Genomic DNA, 17,818 nt, shown 5'->3' with positions numbered 1-17,818 from the left:
TACCGGTAGGTACCCACCGTCGGTGGGTACGGCGCTGCCGTAGCCAACCCTTCGCAATCACACAAGTCATTGATTTAATTTTATTTTCATCAATCCCGGATCATCCCGGAAAAATTTTGTTGCAACGCACCACAATCGGCGTATGCTGCAATGCATCAACGTTCTCGAGCCGTCCCATGACGTCCGCGTTCACCGATTCCTTCAGCGACTACACCCGCCAGCTGGCCGCCACGGCCACGCGCGCCAATCGGCTCGCCCTGGAAAATGCCGAAAGCATGTTCGGCGTGCAGTTGAAGACCCTGGAGAAGAGCATCACCGCCACCAGCGGGTTCCTTGGTGACATCGTGCAGTCACACGAACCTGCCACGCTGGTGCCCAAGGGCGCTCAGCTGGCCCGCGACAACCTCGCCCGTTGGGCCAGCGCCAGCCAGGAAGTGATGGGACTGGGGCTGAAGGCCTCCCAGGCCCTGGGTGAACTGGCGCAGCAGCCCCTGGCGGGCGTCGGCAGCACCCCTGGCGCCAGCAGACGCTGAGCCCTACCGACATCGAATTTGCGTGGGTCCCTCCCCCCACGCAATCCCAGACCCGACAGAACCCTCCCTCTGTCGGGTCTTTTTTTTGTTCTTCGCCTATGTGCGGGACTACAGCCGACCATTGTCCGGATGCATTGGCGTTGCTGTTTCCGCTTCGCTGCTAAGTTCAAAAGCGTTTCGTGCCCCTTCGGGGCGCGAGTCACTTTCTTGCTCGTGCAAGAAAGTAACCAAAGAACACGCCCCCATCCGCTCGCCGTCGGGCTACGCCCGCCGGTGCCCTGCGCTTCTCGCGTCGGCAAGGGACGGTGCGGAACTCGCTACGCTCAGACACCCGCACCTCTTCGCCCTTGCCGCCGCTGCGATGCTCGGCTCGCTCCAAGGGGGTGGTAGATCAAGATCGCGGGCAACAGCAACAGCAACAGCGGCCGATCAACGGTCGGGTCTACGCAGCTTGGTCCAAGCCCTACCATCGCAGGTAGTTCCGACCCGCGGTCGGACACCTTTATTTGGACGCCGGGCTGTCTGAACGTAGCTCGGATCTGCCGTTTTTCTGTGAGTGCCAGCAATGTATGAAGGGTTGGCGCGGGTGGATTGGCGGGACTGTCGAAAACATGGATGTTTTCGCCAAGCCCCCAGGGATGGGTTCACGGCGTGTCCCGCCAATCCACCCACGCCAAGCCCAATCAGCTCACACGTCAGTCACTGTCTTTGATCTGAGGCTGTAGTTCGCAGCTGGCACCCCATAAATCGGCGAAGAACCTTTTTTGCCCGTCATGCACGCGCAGGTCCGGGCCATGCCCGGACATTATGGTGCCCGAACGCGGCCCTTCAGCCCGGTGGCGACGCCAGCTCGGCCTGGTAGCGCGCGTACCAGGCCTGGAACATCAGGATCGGCCATAGGTGGGTGTGCCATTTGCGCTGGCCGGCGCAGAAGTCCTGCCACATGCCGCGCACGATGCGCACCTGGAAACAGCCTTCGCGCTGCAACCGCACCGGATCCAGCAGTTCCTCGGCCCAGGGCCGCAGCGGACCGGCCAGCCAGCTCGCCAGCGGTGGGCCGAAACCGCGCTTGGGGCGATCCACCAGCGCATCGGGCAAGTGCCGGCGCAGCACCGCCTTGAGCACGCGCTTGTGCATGCCCCCGGCGTACTTCAACTCATCCGGCAGCGACCAGGCGAACCGGATCACCTCTAGGTTCAGCAGCGGGGCCCGGGTGTCCAGCCCGAACGCACGGCCGGCGCGGTCGACCTTGGCCAACACCCCATCGCCCAGGTCCATCCGGAAGTCGAGGTAGCGCACCCGGTCGGCATCGCTGCCGGTGCGCAGCCATTGCGCCGGGTCGGTGAAACAGGTCGCCGGTTCGGTAGCGCCGCGTACCACCCGGGCCGGATCGCGCCACCGTGACACGCGCAGCAGGTAATGCCCTTCCACCTGCTGTGCCGCCGCCTCGGCAGCAACCGCGGCCAGCCCACCCAATCGCGCCCGTTCGGGGTCGCGCGCCTGCCAGGCGCCCAGCCGCCGGCGCAGCGGCGCGGGCACCTGCCGCGCCCAGCGCGCATTGCGTACCGCCCGCGCATAGCTGGCGTGGCCATGGAACAGCTCGTCGCCGCCGTCGCCGGTCAGCACCACCGGCACGTGCCGGGCCACCAGGCTGCTGGCCAGCAGCGTCGGCAGCTGCGAGGCGTCGGCGAAGGGCTCGCACCATACTTCGGGCAGGCGTTGCACCTGCGCCAACGCCTCCTCGCCCTGCATCACATGTTCGGTATGCCGGGTGCCCAGCTGGCGCGCCACCTGCGCCGCCCAATGGCGTTCGTCATGGCCAGGATCGGCGAACCCCAGGGTGAAGGTATCGATCGGCAACGCGCTCTGCGACTGCGCCAATGCCGCTACCACCGACGAATCGGTACCGCCGGACAGGAACGTGGCAACGCGGCCGCGTTGTGGCCCGGCGCTGGCGACGGCGCCGCGCAACAGCACATCCAGCTGCCCGGTCGCGGTAGCCAGGTCGCAGGCCGTTGCCTCCACCTCGGCCTTGGCCGTTTCGATCTCCGCGCGCGGGCACCAGTAGCGGCACACCGCATCTTCGGGGCGGTGCGCCGCCGCACCGGCGGCCAGCGCGGCGGCATCGAGCTTCACCGCGTGGCCCGGCGCCAGCTTGAACACCCCCTGCAGGATGCTGTGCGGCGCCGGAATATAGCCGTAGCGCAACAACAGGGTCAGCGCATCGCGGTCGACCCCGGCATGGAAACGCGGGTGGCCGAACATCGCCTTGAGCTCGGAACCGAACAGGAACATGCCCGCGTTCCAGCCGTAGTACAACGGTCGCTGCCCGGCGCGGTCGCGTACCAGCCACAGGTGCCCTTCCTGCGCATCCCACAGCACCAGCGCGAACGCACCCCGGCAGCGCGACAGGCTGCGCCGCAGCCCCCAGCGGACGATGGCCTGCAGGATCAGCTGCGCATCGCAGGCCGGATGCTCCGGATCCAGCCGCAACGCCCGCCGCAGTTCGCTGCGATTGCACACGCTGCCATCGAGCGCCAGCACGAAACGGCCGCACGGCGATGCCACCGGTTGGGCGTCGCTGGTGCGCAGCGTGCCGCAGTGGGCCAGCGCCACGCCGCTGGCCGGGTCCAGCCAGCGGTGCTGGCCGCCGCATGCGCTGCGATGCAGGCGCTGGATCATGCTCTGGATGGCCTGGGCCTGCAGCGCCGAGCCACTGTCGGTGCGATCTACAACGCCACATATCCCGCTCATGACAGCCTCCTGTCACAAGCACACGGGCGGGGCTGGTATTTCATTTGACCTCTCCTTCGGTGACATCGGTCGGCAGTGCCTTCCGTCGATCAGAACCGGTAGTTCAGGCCGGCCGTCCATTGCCCGGTGGCCAGCGTCTGGGCACCGATGGCATCGCGGAACTCCTTGCTCGAGATGCCCAACGTGGACCATTCCATGCGTACCGACAGCGCACGGTTGAGGTGGTAGTTCGCGCCCAGCGCCAGCATTGGCGAGGAACTGGTGCCGCGCACCGTGCGCGGGCCGGTGCGCTCGGCCGCGGGCTGGAAGTCGTAGCGGGTCCTGCCCACGCCGGCCTTGCCAAACAACTCAAAGCGGCTGCCGATCGGCAGGTAGCCCACCGCCCCTACCGCCAACGATTTGCCGTCCACGCCACCGATGCCGTCGCGCCGCACCTGTCCGGCCATGTCGGCATAGGTGCTTTCCACTCCGAAATAGTTGTTGAAACGGTAGCCGGCGCCCAGCTGGTAACCGGTGTTGCTGCTGGTGCTGCTGCGCTTGCGCCCGGCCGGCGGCGTCTCGGCCTTGCTCTTCCACTCGGTGCTGGCCGAGCCCACGCCGGCAAATACGTAGGTGCCTTCACGGCCATCGGCCATGGCCGGAGCACTGGCGGCGAACAGGGACAGGCATACCGCGATGACAACGTTGCGTTGAATGGACATGTTGCATTCCTTGGTTGGGGTGCATCCATGCTCGCAGCGCCACGCCCGGCACTCAGCCGCAAAATCGTCGGCGGTGTGCAACCAAGCCGCAGCATTGGGTAACCGTGTGTAACCACGCGCCATATACGACACCCCTCCGTGCCTGCGAACCGACCCCTGCCACCTCCACTGGACCGATTGCGACATGCCTTCCCCCCCGGCAGATCGGCAGCGGCGGGCACAGATGCCGCCGCATCCACCTCTGCGCGGCAGCTGAACCGCGCGGTCGGCCGGGTGGTTGCCCGGCGCGCAGCGCCGGCAGCAAGATCGGCCCGATTCGTCTTCCTGCCTGGAAGCGACAGGAGCATGCAGATGGTCGATATCGTGGTGGTCGAGGACGATCCGCGCCTGGGCGCGTTGATAACGCAATACCTGGAACGGCACGGTTACCGCGTGCTGCTTGAAGCGGACGGGGCACAGGCCGAGGCCACCGTATTGGCGCACGCGCCGGCCGCCGTGCTGCTCGATGCCACCCTGCCCGGCCGCGACGGTTTCGACATCTGCCGCACGCTGCGCCCGCGCTACGCCGGCGTGATCTGCATGCTGACCGCCCGCAACGACGATATCGACCAGGTGCTGGGGCTGGAGCTGGGCGCGGACGACTACATCGGCAAGCCGATCGAGCCGCGCGTACTGCTGGCACGGCTGCGTGCGCACCTGCGCCGCCAGTCGCCGGCGCGGCAGGAACCCGATGCGCTGTGTTTTGGCCGGCTGCGGATCGACCGCGGCAGCCGCGAGGTGCACCTGCACGAGGCACGGGTAGACCTGACCGATGCCGAGTTCGACCTGCTGGTGGTGCTGGCCGAAGGGGCGGGGCGCATTTTCAGCCGCGAGGACCTGTTCCAGTCGCTGCGCGGGATCAGCTTCGATGGCACCGACCGATCCATCGATGCGCGGGTGTCGCGGCTGCGCCGCAAGCTGGGCGACGACCAGGAGCCGGCGCAAGGGATCAAGACCGTGCGCGGCCGTGGCTATCTGTTCAACCGGGGCGCCTGGGAATGAACCGCATGCCACCATCCGGTGCCGAGCCATCCATGCCACCCCAGCCCGGCCATTTCCGTGTCTTCCTCAGCTACTGCCTGCCGTTCGTGCTGGTCTATCTGATCCTGCTGGTCGCCGGGATATGGCTGTGGTCGGGGGTGACGTTCTGGGAAGAAGGCGAAGAGGACAGCGTACATTGGCGCGCACAGGCCCAAGGCACCCATGCCCTGCTGCAGGACCGCTACGCTGCCACCGAACCGGCCCAATGGCCGGCGCTGACCGCGCAACTACAGCGCAAGTTCGCCTACCCGCTGCGGCTGCAGCCACTGGCCGACGCCGCTGCCGATCTCAGCCCCGCCAAGGCCAGGGCGCTGCACGCGGGCAGGCAGGTGGTTTCCGGCGAGGACACCAAGAGTTATGAGCGCCTGCGCGGCAGCGACCAGGTGGCGGTGTTGGGCGACTTCCTGGACTACCCCGATCCGGACAAATCCTGGCAACAGACCGCCGAACAGATCGCCCATCTGATCGTACTGCTGCTCAACATCATGCTGGCACTCGCCTTGCCGCTGTACTTCCTGGTCTACCGCGTCTGGGCCGATGTCTATGCGCTGCGCGGGGTGGCCCGGACCCTGCGCGAAGGGCCGGCGCACGCCGGCATCCCGTCGGTGCGCACGCGCCTGGTGCGCCCGTTGCAGGAGGCCCTGCGCACGCTGTCGGCGCGCCTGCAGGTGCTGCTGGAGGGCCAGCGCATCCTGTCCGATGCGGTCGCCCATGAGATCCGCACCCCGCTGGCACGGATGCGCTTTGGCGTGGAGATGCTGCGCGAGGCCGGCAGCGAGCACGAGCGCGAGCAGCTGCTGGACGGCATCCTCGGCGATGTGCTGCGGCTGGAACAGTTGGCCGAGGCCGGCATCGACTATTCGCGGATCGGGCGCATGCAGCGCCTGGACGGCGAACGCATCGGCGTACGCGCGCTGTTCCAGCAGCTGCGCCATGCGGCCTGCGTGCCGGCTGCGGTCGACATCACCCTGCACGGTACCGAGGTCGGCGTACTGCATGCCAACCGCGCGGCGCTGCAGCTGGCGCTGCGCAACCTGCTGGGCAATGCCCTGCGCCATGCGCGCAGCCAGGTGCAGCTCAGTGCCGAGCGCAGCGGACAGTGGCTGGTGCTGGCGGTGGACGACGACGGCCCCGGCGTGGATGCCGCGCTGCGCGAGCGGGTTTTCCAGCCCTATGTGCAGCTGCAGCCGCATGACGATGGCTTCGGCCTGGGGCTGGCGATCGTGCAGGTGATCGCCGAGAAGCACGGCGGCCACGCCGACGTGGTCGACTCGGCGCTGGGCGGAGCGCGTTTCCGCATCCTGCTGCCGCCGGCAGCGTCGCCGGGATCGGTCAGCGCGGGGGCGCCGCCGCCGGCAGGGTGAACACGAACAGGGCGCCTGCGCGGCTGTCGAGCAGGCGGATCTGGCGCTGATGCAGCTGCACGATGCGGTGCACGATCAACAGGCCCAGCCCGCCGCTGTCCGGGCGCTGGCTGCCCAGTGCCGGCGGGGCGGTGAACAGGGTGTCGCGGCGCTCGGCCGGAATGCCCGGCCCGCTGTCGGCGATGCTGACCTGCACCTCGCCGTCCTGCGCACGCAGCACCACCTCGATGCGGCCGCCTTCGGGGGTATGCCGGATCGCGTTGTCGAGCAGGTTGGTCAGCACCCGCTCGATCAGGCCCAGGTCGGCCACCACCGCCGGCAGGCCCGGGGCGATATCGGCCTGCAGGGCCTGCCGGCGCGCCTGCGCGGCCAGTTCGAATTTCTGGAACACGTCCTGCACCAGGTCCGGCAGCGAGAACGCCTGCCGGTCCAGCACCACCGCGCCATGCTCCAGCCGGGCCAGTTCGAACAGCGCGCGGGCCAGCGCACCGACCTTCTGGCTCTGCGCCAGGGCAATGCCGAGGTAGCGTTGACGTTCGTCGGCACCGAGCGTGGCGTCCTTCAGGGCCAGCGTTTCCAGGTAACCGTGCAGCGAGGACAGCGGCGTGCGCAGGTCGTGGGAGATGTTGGCGACCAGTTCGCGCCGCTGCAGGTCCTGCTGGCGCAACTGCTGCCACTGCTCGCCCAGGCGCTGGGCCATATGGCCGAAACTGTGCTGCAGGATGGCCAGCTCGTCGCGCTCGCCGGCGCGCAGCGGGGTCGGTGGCAACGGCGTGCCGGCACCGGCGGCGTCCACGTCGAAGGCCTGGATGCGCCGGGTCAGCTGGCGCAGCGGGCGGGTCACCCAGCGGAACGCGACCATGCCGGCCAGCAGGCCCACCACCGCCACGATCGCCAGCGACCACAGGGTGGTGCGCAGCGTGGCATTGCCGGCGATGCTGGCCGCCAGCGCCTCGCGCTGCTCGCCCACCAGCACCACGTAGATATAGCCGGCCTGGCGGCCCTGCACCCACAGCGGGGCCGCGTTGAACACCTTGCGCCCGCTGGCGCTGCGCGGGTCATCGCCGAGGATCGGCAACGGCGCGCCGCCGAGCAGCGCGCGTACCGGTGCCAGGTCTACCCGGTCGCGCTTGAGGTGGCCGCTGGGCGCATCGTGGCCGAGGATGCGGCCCTGCTCGTCGAGCAGATACACCTCCACGCTGGGGTTGACCGCCATCAGCTTGCCGAACAACGCGCGGACTTCACCGCCGCGCATGCCACGCGCATCCATCAGTTCGCCACTGCGCGCGATGTGTTCGGCCAGGCCGCGCGAGAGCCGCTGCACGGTCTCCTGCTCGTGCATGCTGGTGCTGCGCATCTGGATCCAGACCAGCGCGCCGCAGCACACCAGCAGCAGCGCGCAGAACACCACCGACAGCCGCTGCGACAGGGTCAGGCGGATCATGCCGGCGCCCCTTCGTTGGCATCGACCAGCTTGTACCCGCGCCCCCACACCGTCTGGATGCGTTGCGGCGCGGCCGGGTCGCGCTCGATCTTGTTGCGCAGCCGGTTGATGTGGGTATTGACGGTGTGTTCGTAACCGTCGTGCTGGTAGCCCCAGACCTGGTTGAGCAGGTCCATGCGCGAGTACACCTGGCCGGGATGGCGGGCGAAGAAGTACAGCAGGTCGAACTCGCGCGGGGTCAGCTCCAGCGCACGACCTTCCAGCTGCACGGTGCGCGCGACCGGGTCGATGCGGATCCCGGCCACGTCCAGTTCGCCGGCATCGATGCGCGCGTTCTGCGCCATCGCCTCCACCCGACGCAGCAGCGCCTTGACCCGCGCCACCAGTTCCAGCATCGAGAACGGCTTGGCCAGGTAGTCATCGGCGCCCAGTTCCAGGCCAAGGATGCGATGCACTTCGCTGGCGCGCGCACTGGTGATGATGATCGGGGTGTAGCGTGCCATCGCGCGGGCGTGCTTGCAGATTTCCAGGCCATCTACGCCGGGCAGCATCAGGTCCAGCACCAGTGCGCTCCACGGCTGCGCCTGGAGCAGGGCCAGGCCTTCATCGCCGGTGGCGGCGTGGGTCACCTCGTAGCCCTCGTCGCGCAGGTGCATGCGCAGCAGGGTGGCGATATGGACATCGTCCTCGACGATCAGGACACGCTTGGCGCTGCTCATCGGTGCGGGGTGGCCGGCCAGGGGAATGGCTGCATTGTCGACGGATCCGGCCTGGAATGTGTCACGGAAAATTTAACCCTGCGTGAGGATTCGTTGATCGGCCCGGGCGCAGCATGGCGCCATCGTCCTCAGACCCGGAGATCGGCCATGCGTTACACCCGTCGCAATATGCTTGGCATGGGCGGCATGGCCGCCGCGGCCGGCCTGTTCGGCCTGACCGCGTGCAGCGGCCCGGCCCCGGCCGCCCAGCCGGCGCCGACGCGCCAGTTCGAGGTGATGCGCAGCGATGCGCAATGGCGCCAGCAGCTCAGCCCGGCGCAATACGCGGTGCTGCGCCGGCAGGGCACCGAACGGCCGTTCAGCAGCGCGCTCAACAAGGAGCATCGGCGCGGCACCTTCAACTGCGCCGGCTGCGCACTGCCGTTGTTTTCCTCGTCCACCAAGTTCGACAGCGGCACCGGCTGGCCCAGTTTCTGGGCCCCGCTGCACAACGCGGTCGGCGAAGACCGCGATACCACGCTGGGGATGATCCGGGTGGAAGCACATTGCCGTCGTTGCGGCGGCCACCTCGGCCACGTGTTCGACGACGGCCCGCGCCCGACCGGACTGCGTTACTGCATGAACGGCATAGCCATGACCTTCGCGGCCGCCTGAGCGCCGCCCTCCTCCCCTTCCCCGCAAGGACCTTCCATGCTGCTTCTGTTGGCCTATCTCGGTGGCGTACTCACCATCCTCAGCCCGTGCATCCTGCCCGTGCTGCCGTTCGTGTTCGCCCGCTCGGACCGGCCGTTCCTGCGCAGCGGCCTGCCGCTGCTGGCCGGCATGGCGCTGATGTTCGCGGTGGTCGCCAGCCTGGCCGCGGTGGGCAGCCAATGGGTGGCCCAGGCCAACCAGGTCGGGCGCTGGATCGCGCTGGTGGTGATGGCGGTATTCGCGCTGGCGCTGCTGTGGCCGGCGCTGGCCGACCGCCTGCTGTCGCCGTTCCAGCGGCTGGGCGCGCGCCTGAGCGCCTCGGCCGACGCCGCGGCCGATGCCGGCCGCGGCGGGGTCGGCACGTCGCTGCTGATCGGCGTGGCCACCGGCCTGCTGTGGGCACCGTGCGCCGGGCCCATCCTCGGCCTGATCCTCACCGGCGCGGCCCTGCAGGGCGCCAGCGTCGGTACCAGCGGGCTGCTGTTGGCCTATGCGCTGGGCGCGGCCACCTCGCTGGCACTGGCGATCTGGATCGGCGGACGGGTGTTTGCCGCGCTCAAGCAACGCCTGGGCGTGGGCGAGTGGATCCGCCGCGGGCTGGGCGTGGCCGCGCTGCTGGGGGTGGTGGCGATCGGCATGGGCTGGGACACCGGCGTGCTGACCCGGCTGTCGTCGGTCAGCACCGCCCGGCTCGAACAGGGCCTGCTCGATGCCGTGCCCGGCCAGGCACCGGCGCCCGGCAGCGCGATGATGATGGCCGCCGCCGGGCAGGCCGGCGGCGAGTTGCCGGTGGAAGGCACCCTGCCCTCGCTGGCCGGCGCCACCGGCTGGCTCAACAGCCCGCCGCTGAGCGCCGAGCAACTGCGCGGCAAGGTAGTGCTGGTCGATTTCTGGACCTACTCGTGCATCAACTGCCTGCGCGCCATGCCCTATGTGCGCCAGTGGGCCGAGCGTTACCGCGACCACGGGCTGGTGGTGATCGGCGTGCATGCCCCCGAGTTTGCCTTCGAGCGCAACCTGGGCAATGTGCAGCGCGCGGTGAAGGACCTGAAGGTCACCTACCCGGTGGCGATCGACAACGACTTTGCGATCTGGCGCGGCTTCAACAACCGCTACTGGCCGGCGCATTACTTCATCGATGCAAAGGGCCGGATCCGCGCGCACCACTTCGGCGAAGGCAATTACGTCCAGTCCGAGCAGATCATCCGCCAGCTGCTGCGCGAGGCCGGCAACCGCCTGCCCGGCGAACCGGTGCAGGCCATGGCGATGGCGATGAGCGCGGACGCACCGCGCGACGGGGTGGAACTGCAGGCGGACATGCGCAACCTCAAATCCCCGGAGACCTACCTGGGCCACGCCCGCGCCGAGAACTTCGCCTCGCCCGGCGGCCAGCAGGCCGACCGCGCCAGCGACTACCGCGCACCGGCGGTGCTGACGCTCAACCAGTGGGCGCTGCACGGACGCTGGACGGTAGGCGATGAAGACGCGCGCCTGGACCAGCCCGGCGGTGGTATCGCGTTCCGCTTCCATGCCCGCGACCTGCACCTGGTGCTGGCCCCGGGCCAGGACGGCAAGCCGGTGCGTTACCGCGTGCGCATCGACGGGCAGGCACCGGGCGCCGCAGCCGGCGGCGACGTTTCGGCCGACGGCAGCGGTCAGGTCGGCGAACACCGTCTGTACCAGCTGATCCGCCAGACCGGGCCGGTGCGCGAACGCACCTTCGACATCGAGTTCCTCGATCCGGGCGTGCATGCCTACGCCTTTACCTTTGGTTGAGTCCGGGAGGACACCGATGAAGATCGCCATGGACAAACTTGCCGCCGGCGGTATCGCCGCGTTGATCGCCGCCGTCATGGTCACCGCCGTGATCAGCCTGGACCGCCCGGCCCATGCCGCCTCGGCGCTGGTGGCCGTGCCTGCCCCCAGCGGCAGCGCCGAGTTCAGGCAACCGGGCGTCCGCCGCGCCCAGGTGGTGTTCGCCGGCGGCTGCTTCTGGGGCGTGCAGGGGGTGTTCCAGCACATGACCGGAGTGGACAACGCGGTGTCCGGCTACATCGGCGGCAGCGCCGCCGACGCCAGCTATCCGCGCGTGGGCAGCGGCAGCACCGGCCATGCCGAGGCGGTGCAGGTCACCTACGATCCGGCGCAGGTCAGCTATGCGCAGCTGATGCAGGTGTTCTTCTCGGTGGTGCACGACCCGACCCAGCTCAACCGCCAGGGACCGGACCGTGGCACCCAGTACCGCTCGGCGGTGTACACCGATGATGCCGCCCAGCGCGATGCCACCAAGGCCTATATCGCCCAGCTGCAGCGCGCCCGCGCCTACGCCGCGCCGGTGGTGACCCAGGTCGACGGCGGCAAGCGGTTCTACCCGGCCGAGGGCTATCACCAGAACTACCTCACCCTGCACCCCGAATCGCTGTACATCCGCATCAACGACCTGCCCAAGGTGGAGGCGCTCAAACGCCAGTACCCGGCGCTGTACCGGGACAAGCCGCGGTTGGTGTCCACGTTGTCGGCACGATAATCGGCCAGGACAACGCCGGTACGTCCGCACCATGCCCGGACATCGCGGTACCGAACCCGGCGCGCCCAACCACGGATTGGACCTACCGGCTTTACTGCACCCGCTCTACGTTCCGGACATCCGAATCTGTCTGGAGGAGGGCAGGCAGCCCGAGGCGGGACTGTCGAAAACATGGGTCCGGCGTATACGCTGGACGGGTTGGGCAGGACGCCCAACCCCGGCCTTGCCACATGCGCAGGACAGCGCATGCGAGCAAGTTTTCGCCAAGCCCCCACGGATGGGTTTACGGCGTGTCCCGCCTCGGGCTGCCTGCCCTCCTCCCAAGCGGAAAACGAAACGCTGCGCTCAGACGTTCGTGAGGTTGCTGACCAGCGACCGGCACTATCCTGCGCTGTAACCCCAAGCAGCACATGCCCACCGACGTTGAGCGACGAAAGAAAATAGCGCACGGCCAAATACAGCACCGCCGTGCGCCAGGGAAATCCGGCAAGGCGCATCGAGCGATCCCGATGCGCTGGCCAGACCATGCTAGGCTGCGTAATCCAGCGGATACAGTGCCAGCGACAGGCCATCCGCATGGATACAGATTCCCTCGGACCGTCTGATGGCAGCCAACCTCTACCAATCCCTGGCCGATGAAATGGCCGATGCCATCCACAGCGGCCGGCTGCCGGTCGGCACCCGCCTGCCTTCGTTGCGCGGGCTGGCAACGCAACGGCAACTCAGCCTCAACACCGTGATCGCCGCCTACCGGCAACTGGAAGACGCCGGCCTGGTCACCCCCCGGCCCAAGGCCGGCTTCGTGGTCAGCCCGCGCCTGCCCGAGCCGACCCGCTCGCTGCGCCAGGCTCCATCGCTGGCCACCACCCAGGCCCAACAGCTGATGATGGCCCGGGTACTGGCCGCACAGCAGCAACCGGGCGTCATCGACCTGGCCTTCGCCGGACCGCGCGGCCGCCGCTTCTATCCCGGTGCCAAACTGGCGCGCAGCACCGCGCAGATACTGCGCCGCTCGATCGGCATGGTCGAAACCTATGCGCGCCCCAATGGCGCCCGGCGGCTGCTGGAACAGATCGTGCGGCGCGGCCCGCGGCTGGGCCTGCATACCAGCGTGGAACGCCTGGTGCTCACCCATGGCGCGATGGAAGCCCTGCAGCTGGCGCTGCGCGCGGTGACCCGGCCCGGCGATGCGGTCGGCATCGAAGCACCCTCGTATTTCAACCTCTATCCCTTGCTGACCAGCCTGGGCCTGAAGGCGATCGAACTGCCCACCGACCCGCGCCAAGGACTGGACGTGGACGCGGTGGCCGCGCAGCTGGAGCAACGCGCCCTGGCCGCGATCGTGGCCATGCCCAGCGTGCACAACCCGCTGGGCTGCACCATGCCGGTGGCGGCCAAGCAGCGGCTGGCGGCGCTGGTCAACCAGTACCGCATCCCGTTGATCGAAGATGCCGTATACGCCGAACTGCAGTACCAGGAACCGCTGGCGCCGCTGCTGAAATCCTTCGACGAGGACGGCTGGGTGATGGTGTGCAGCAGCTTCTCCAAGACCCTGGCACCGGATTACCGCATCGGCTGGCTGGACGGCGGCCGCTTCGCCGCCGATATTGGGCTGCTCAAGTTCCAGTCCACCGGGGCCGAATCGCGCCTGCTCGGCGAAGCGGTGGCCGCCTTCCTGGAAGCGGGCAGCTACGAGCACCACCTGCGCGGGCTGCGCCGCCTGTACAGCGAGCAGGTCGGGCGCGTGCGCAGCCTGGTCGCCCAGCATTTCCCGCCGGGCACCTCGGCCACCCAACCCAGCGGCGGCTTCCTGCTGTGGGTGGAACTGCCGCCCGGCATCGACACCGGCGCGCTGTTCGAACAGGCGCTGGCGCGCGGGGTGGTGTTCATGCCCGGCCAGGTCTATTCGCGCGGCGCGCGTTACCGCCACTGCCTGCGCCTGTCGTGCTGCCAGGAACTGGACGCGGCCTACGTCGCGGCGATCGCCACGGTGGGGCAACTGGCCTGCGCACTGCTGGACGGCGCGCCAGCCTGAACCACGCCGTGCAGGTGCCCGGCCAGGCTGGCCGGATCGGCGCCCGGCGCGTACGGCAGGCGGCCCCAGCACGGCATCGGCAGGCGCGCCTGCAGCATCGCCACGTTGTCATCGATGCGCGCCATCGCCGGGTCGACCTCATTGGCGATCCAACCGATGCATTGCGCGCCACTGGCTGCGATTGCCGCAGCGGTCAGGCGCGCGTGGTTGAGGCAGCCCAGGCGCAGCCCGACCACCATCAGCACCGGCAGGCGCAGCGCGCCGACCAGGTCGGCCTGGTCCAGGGTGGCCGACAGCGGCGCCAGCCAACCGCCCACGCCCTCCACCACGACGTGGTCGGCCTGCGCGCGCAGGCGGGCGAAGGCCGCCTCGATCGGTGCCAGCGCCAGGCTCACCCCGGCATCGGCGGCGGCCAGTTCCGGCGCCAGCGGCAGCGGCAACGCATAGGGGTTGAGATCGGCATAGACCGGGGCCGGGTAGCTGGCCGCCAGCAGCGCACTGGCATCGTCGTTGCGCAGGCCCTGGGCGGTGCGCACGCAGCCGCTGGCCACCGGCTTCATCCCCAGCGCGGTAGCGCCACGCCGGCGCAGCGCATGCAGCAGCACGCAGCTGCTGAAGGTCTTGCCGATCCCGGTATCGGTACCGGTGACGTACAGCGCGGGGGGAAGCAGGTCGGTCATGGGCCGGGCCGTCGGAAAAGAGCGGTGCATTATCCGTGGTCCCGGCGCGGGCTGCCGCTTGCTAGACTCCGGGCATGTTCAGTACTTCCTCGCTCACCGGCAGCAAGCCGGAACAGTACGCCCAGCTGACCGCCCAGGCCCGTGCGCTGGTGCATGGCGAGCGCGACCGGATCGCCAATGCCGCCAACCTGGCCGCGCTGGTCTACCACGCGCTGCCGCACCTGAATTGGGTGGGCTTCTACTTCCACGACGGCCGCGAGCTGGTGGTCGGCCCGTTCCAGGGCCTGCCGGCCTGCGTGCGCATTCCGCTGGACAAGGGCGTCTGCGGTGCCGCGGCCAGCCAGCGGGTGACCCAGCGGATCGAGGATGTGGATGCCTTCCCCGGCCATATCGCCTGCGATGCGGCCTCGCGTTCGGAGCTGGTGGTACCGCTGGTGCGGGGCGATACGCTGGTCGGGGTGTTCGACCTGGACAGCCCGCTGCTGGCGCGCTTCGATGCCGACGACCAGGCCGGGCTGGAAGCCATCGCCGCGGTGTTCGTCGAGGCGCTGGGATGAGTGCCAAGCTGCGCAACATTGGCCCCAAGAGCGCGGCCTGGCTGCGCCAGGTCGGTCTGCGTACGCCCGAAGACCTGGTTGCCGCCGGCTCGGTCGGCGCCTTCGTCAAGGTCAAGCGCGCCGGCTTCAAGCCCAGCCTCAACCTGCTGTACTCGCTGGAAGGCGCCCTGCTGGACTGCCACTGGCAGGAACTGCCCGAAGCACGCCGGATGGAACTGGTCGCCGCCTACGATGCGATCATCGCCGACAAGCCGCTGAAGAAGCCGCCGCCGGCCTCCGGCCCGGTCTACGACCGCACCGCCGAACGCATCGATGATGATGATGCCGGCGATGCGGCGCCGTTCGCGCTGGACGACGATACCGTCTGATCGGCAGGCGTACCGGCCAACGGCCGGTACCTACCCGGGTTTGGCGTACCGGCCAACGGTCGGCACCTACGGCTGCTGCCGTTCCAGCAGCTCGCCCCACCGCCGCCCGTCCTCGCGTTCGGCGCTGATGCGGCGCCGACTTTGCTCTACACTGCGCGCACTTTCAGGTGACCTGCGGCGCATGCCGGCAGGTTGAAACGGGAAGCCGGTGACGCATGGGCCCTGCCCGCCGCCACTCCGGCGCTGCCCCCGCAACGGTAAGCGTGGAAACACCAGGCAATCGACCACTGTGCTTCGGCATGGGAAGGCGCCTGGCACGATGGCCCCGCCATCGACCCGCAAGCCCGGAGACCGGCCTGGAAGACGACTGGTTGCGATGCGGCGGGCATGGCGGCGGCAAGCGGCGCCGTGCGTCCGCCCACCGTCGAAAGCCCCCTGCAGCGCCACCATCCCCACCCCTTGCCGCGCGGGCGTGCGCGGTGCATGGAGTCATTGATGAAGCTGCAGAACCGAATCCTCACCCTGGCCGTGCTGTCCGCGCTGCCCCTGCTGGCCGCCGCACAGGACGATGCCACCGCGCTGGACCAGGTGCTGGTGACCGCCACCCGTACCCCGATCGCCCTGCAGGACAGCATTTCGCCGGCGCAGGTGATCGACCGCGCCGAGATCGAGCGAAGCCAGGCGCCATCGCTGCAGGACCTGCTGCGTGGCCGCGCCGGCATCAACCTCAACAACAGCGGCGGCCTGGGCAAGCAGAGCTCGCTGTTCCTGCGCGGCACCAACTCGGCCCACACCCTGGTGCTGGTCGACGGGGTGCGCATCAATACCGGCGACCTTGGCCTGGCCATGCTGCAGGACCTGCCGCTGGCGCAGATCGAGCGCATCGAAATCGTGCGCGGCCCGCAGTCCAGCCTGTACGGCGCCGACGCGATCGGCGGGGTGATCCAGATCTTCACCCGCCGCAACACCGGCAGCTTCGCCCCGCACCTGCAGCTGGGCGCCGGCAGCAACGGCCTGCGCGAAGCCAGCGGCGGCTTCGGCGGCAGCGGTGAGCGCGGCTGGTTCGGCACCGACATCGCCTACCAGCACACCGACGGCATCAATTCCTGCCGTGGCGATGCGGCCACCTTCGCCGGCTGTGGCGCCGACGAGCCCGACCGCGATGGCTACCGCAACCTGTCGATGAGCCTGCGCGGCGGCTATGCGCTGACCGATGCGCTGAGCGTGGAAGGCACCGCGCTGCGCGCCGAAGGCGAGAACCACTACGACGGCTACTACAACTATTCGGAAACGCTGCAGCAGGTGCTGGGCGGCAAGGTGGTGTACCGCCCCGGCGAGCGCTTCACCCTGACCGCCAACGTCGGCCGCGCCGACAACGAGTCGGACAACTACAACGGCAGCACCTGGCTGGGCGCGGCGCAGACCCACCGCGACAGCGCCTCGGTACAGGCCGATGTCGGCATCGCCGACGGCCAGTTGCTCAGTGCCGGCGTGGACTGGAGCCAGGACAACCTGGACGGCAGCAGCGCCGGCTACCTGGTCGACAACCGCGACAACACCGGCGTGTTCGTGCAGTACCAGGGCCGTTTCGGCGCCCACCAGCTGCAGGCCAGCGTGCGCAACGACGACAACCAGCAGTTCGGCAACCACACCACCGGCAGCCTGGGCTGGGGCATGGCACTGGGCGGCGGTTTCCGCCTCAACGCCAGCTACGGCACCGCGTTCAAGGCGCCGACCTTCAGCGATCTGTACGATCCGTGGAGCGGCGTGCCGGGGCTGGACCCGGAGAAGTCCAAGAGCGCCAACCTGGGCATCGCCCAGGAGGGCGACGGCTGGCGCTGGGGCCTGGACGTGTATGAAACCCGCATCGACGACCTGATCACCTATGACGCCACCACCTTCATGATGTCGCAGGTGGAAAAGGCCCGTATCCGCGGCGCCGAGTTGACCGGCTCGATCAGCGTGGCCGGTGTCGACTTCAATGCACAGCTCAGCCACACCGACCCGCGCAACCGCACCGACGGCAGCGCGCAGTTCGACAACTGGCTGGCACGCCGCGCGCAGAACACCGCCCGCCTGGACATCGACCGCAGCTTCGGCGACTTCCGCGCCGGGGTGACCGCCAACGGTGCCGGCAAGCGCTATGACGATGCCGCCAACACGGTGCGCCTGGCCGGCTATGGCACCGTCGATCTGCGCCTGGAATACGCGATCAGCCGCGACTGGTCGGTGCTGGGCCGGGTCAGCAACGTGTTCGACCGCGACTACGAAACGGTGGCCTGGTACAACCAGCCCGGCCGCGAGTACCGCCTGAGCGTGCGTTACCAGCCCAAATGAGGCGCCGGGACGGCGGTACCGCCGCC

The 17,818-nt window shown here is 69.0% G+C and carries 15 protein-coding genes and 1 riboswitch; of the genes, 10 read left to right on the top strand and 5 right to left on the bottom strand.

Features of this window, described 5'->3' with window-relative positions; all coding sequences use genetic code 11:
* Nucleotides 1-176 precede the first annotated feature (176 nt).
* Nucleotides 177-533: a phasin family protein gene (locus AC3ITM_RS02725; RefSeq protein WP_489268237.1), complete on the top strand. Its 357-nt coding sequence runs from the start codon at nucleotides 177-179 to the stop codon at nucleotides 531-533.
* An 828-nt stretch (nucleotides 534-1,361) separates the two neighbouring features.
* Here AC3ITM_RS02725 and asnB read toward each other — a convergent pair.
* Both asnB and AC3ITM_RS02715 read right to left on the bottom strand, forming a co-directional pair.
* On the bottom strand, nucleotides 1,362-3,287 hold the full coding sequence (asnB, locus tag AC3ITM_RS02720; RefSeq protein WP_489268235.1) for an asparagine synthase (glutamine-hydrolyzing): 1,926 nt from the start codon (nucleotides 3,285-3,287) through the stop codon (nucleotides 1,362-1,364).
* An 89-nt stretch (nucleotides 3,288-3,376) separates the two neighbouring features.
* A complete protein-coding gene (locus tag AC3ITM_RS02715; RefSeq protein ID WP_489268233.1) occupies nucleotides 3,377-3,988 on the bottom strand; it encodes a porin family protein in 612 nt (203 codons plus the stop codon).
* A gap of 351 nt (nucleotides 3,989-4,339) precedes the next feature.
* On the opposite strand from AC3ITM_RS02715, the gene AC3ITM_RS02710 reads away from it, so the two are divergent.
* Together AC3ITM_RS02710 and AC3ITM_RS02705 are read left to right on the top strand one after the other, a co-directional pair.
* The gene (locus AC3ITM_RS02710) at nucleotides 4,340-5,029 is read left to right on the top strand and encodes a winged helix-turn-helix domain-containing protein (protein WP_489268231.1); all 690 of its coding nucleotides are present in this window, start codon (nucleotides 4,340-4,342) and stop codon (nucleotides 5,027-5,029) included.
* A 32-nt stretch (nucleotides 5,030-5,061) separates the two neighbouring features.
* A complete protein-coding gene (locus AC3ITM_RS02705) occupies nucleotides 5,062-6,432 on the top strand; it encodes an ATP-binding protein (RefSeq protein ID WP_489268229.1) in 1,371 nt (456 codons plus the stop codon).
* On the opposite strand, the gene AC3ITM_RS02700 is transcribed toward AC3ITM_RS02705, so the two are convergent.
* Both AC3ITM_RS02700 and AC3ITM_RS02695 read right to left on the bottom strand, forming a co-directional pair.
* A complete protein-coding gene (locus tag AC3ITM_RS02700) occupies nucleotides 6,401-7,876 on the bottom strand; it encodes a sensor histidine kinase (RefSeq protein WP_489268227.1) in 1,476 nt (491 codons plus the stop codon). The genes AC3ITM_RS02705 and AC3ITM_RS02700 overlap by 32 nt on opposite strands.
* Complete coding sequence (locus tag AC3ITM_RS02695) at nucleotides 7,873-8,595, bottom strand: response regulator transcription factor (protein ID WP_489268226.1); 723 nt, start codon at nucleotides 8,593-8,595, stop codon at nucleotides 7,873-7,875. Before AC3ITM_RS02695 ends, AC3ITM_RS02700 begins: the two co-directional genes overlap by 4 nt.
* 147 nt (nucleotides 8,596-8,742) lie before the next feature.
* Between AC3ITM_RS02695 and msrB the strand changes: the two genes are divergently transcribed.
* The 4 genes from msrB (at nucleotide 8,743) to AC3ITM_RS02675 (ending at nucleotide 13,850) form a co-directional block, all read left to right on the top strand.
* Nucleotides 8,743-9,249, top strand: coding sequence for a peptide-methionine (R)-S-oxide reductase MsrB (gene msrB, locus AC3ITM_RS02690; RefSeq protein WP_489268224.1), 507 nt, complete (start codon nucleotides 8,743-8,745; stop codon nucleotides 9,247-9,249).
* Between the two features lie 36 nt (nucleotides 9,250-9,285).
* Nucleotides 9,286-11,064, top strand: a complete 1,779-nt coding sequence (locus tag AC3ITM_RS02685) for a cytochrome c biogenesis protein DipZ (RefSeq protein WP_489268222.1) — start codon at nucleotides 9,286-9,288, stop codon at nucleotides 11,062-11,064.
* A 76-nt stretch (nucleotides 11,065-11,140) separates the two neighbouring features.
* Nucleotides 11,141-11,815, top strand: coding sequence for a peptide-methionine (S)-S-oxide reductase MsrA (gene msrA / locus AC3ITM_RS02680; protein ID WP_489270013.1), 675 nt, complete (start codon nucleotides 11,141-11,143; stop codon nucleotides 11,813-11,815).
* A gap of 604 nt (nucleotides 11,816-12,419) precedes the next feature.
* Entirely contained in the window at nucleotides 12,420-13,850 is a 1,431-nt protein-coding gene (locus AC3ITM_RS02675) for an aminotransferase-like domain-containing protein (protein WP_489268220.1), read from the top strand.
* Here the strand turns inward: AC3ITM_RS02675 and bioD are convergent.
* Nucleotides 13,784-14,521 (bottom strand): dethiobiotin synthase, encoded by a 738-nt coding sequence (gene bioD, locus AC3ITM_RS02670; protein ID WP_489270012.1) that lies wholly within the window; start codon nucleotides 14,519-14,521, stop codon nucleotides 13,784-13,786. The genes AC3ITM_RS02675 and bioD overlap by 67 nt on opposite strands.
* Before the next feature lie 83 nt (nucleotides 14,522-14,604).
* Here bioD and AC3ITM_RS02665 point away from each other — a divergent pair, with 83 nt between their 5' ends.
* From AC3ITM_RS02665 to btuB, 3 genes are all read left to right on the top strand, one after another.
* Complete coding sequence (locus AC3ITM_RS02665; RefSeq protein WP_489268218.1) at nucleotides 14,605-15,087, top strand: GAF domain-containing protein; 483 nt, start codon at nucleotides 14,605-14,607, stop codon at nucleotides 15,085-15,087.
* Nucleotides 15,084-15,455, top strand: coding sequence for a TfoX/Sxy family protein (locus tag AC3ITM_RS02660; RefSeq protein WP_489268217.1), 372 nt, complete (start codon nucleotides 15,084-15,086; stop codon nucleotides 15,453-15,455). The genes AC3ITM_RS02665 and AC3ITM_RS02660 overlap by 4 nt, the downstream gene beginning before the upstream one ends.
* Before the next feature lie 148 nt (nucleotides 15,456-15,603).
* Nucleotides 15,604-15,829, top strand: a riboswitch (cobalamin riboswitch).
* Nucleotides 15,830-15,950: 121 nt separating this feature from the next.
* Entirely contained in the window at nucleotides 15,951-17,792 is a 1,842-nt protein-coding gene (btuB, locus tag AC3ITM_RS02655) for a TonB-dependent vitamin B12 receptor (protein WP_489268215.1), read from the top strand.
* Nucleotides 17,793-17,818 lie beyond the last annotated feature (26 nt).

It is taken from the genome of Stenotrophomonas sp. KH_029 (assembly GCF_057839765.1).
Note: the sequence above shows the minus strand (reverse complement) of the source record. Positions and strands in the feature narration are given on the sequence as shown.

Bases quoted from the DNA above. Each gene is read 5' to 3' on its own strand.
- AC3ITM_RS02715 (WP_489268233.1), bottom strand. From the start codon at position 3,988: ATGTCCATTCAACGCAACGTTGTCATCGCGGTATGCCTGTCCCTGTTC.
- AC3ITM_RS02725 (WP_489268237.1), top strand. From the start codon at position 177: ATGACGTCCGCGTTCACCGATTCCTTCAGCGACTACACCCGCCAGCTG.
- AC3ITM_RS02685 (WP_489268222.1), top strand. From the start codon at position 9,286: ATGCTGCTTCTGTTGGCCTATCTCGGTGGCGTACTCACCATCCTCAGC.
- AC3ITM_RS02700 (WP_489268227.1), bottom strand. From the start codon at position 7,876: ATGATCCGCCTGACCCTGTCGCAGCGGCTGTCGGTGGTGTTCTGCGCG.
- AC3ITM_RS02705 (WP_489268229.1), top strand. From the start codon at position 5,062: ATGCCACCCCAGCCCGGCCATTTCCGTGTCTTCCTCAGCTACTGCCTG.
- msrB (WP_489268224.1), top strand. From the start codon at position 8,743: ATGCGTTACACCCGTCGCAATATGCTTGGCATGGGCGGCATGGCCGCC.
- asnB (WP_489268235.1), bottom strand. From the start codon at position 3,287: ATGAGCGGGATATGTGGCGTTGTAGATCGCACCGACAGTGGCTCGGCG.
- AC3ITM_RS02675 (WP_489268220.1), top strand. From the start codon at position 12,420: ATGGCAGCCAACCTCTACCAATCCCTGGCCGATGAAATGGCCGATGCC.
- AC3ITM_RS02665 (WP_489268218.1), top strand. From the start codon at position 14,605: ATGTTCAGTACTTCCTCGCTCACCGGCAGCAAGCCGGAACAGTACGCC.
- msrA (WP_489270013.1), top strand. From the start codon at position 11,141: ATGGTCACCGCCGTGATCAGCCTGGACCGCCCGGCCCATGCCGCCTCG.
- AC3ITM_RS02710 (WP_489268231.1), top strand. From the start codon at position 4,340: ATGGTCGATATCGTGGTGGTCGAGGACGATCCGCGCCTGGGCGCGTTG.
- AC3ITM_RS02695 (WP_489268226.1), bottom strand. From the start codon at position 8,595: ATGAGCAGCGCCAAGCGTGTCCTGATCGTCGAGGACGATGTCCATATC.
- AC3ITM_RS02660 (WP_489268217.1), top strand. From the start codon at position 15,084: ATGAGTGCCAAGCTGCGCAACATTGGCCCCAAGAGCGCGGCCTGGCTG.
- btuB (WP_489268215.1), top strand. From the start codon at position 15,951: ATGAAGCTGCAGAACCGAATCCTCACCCTGGCCGTGCTGTCCGCGCTG.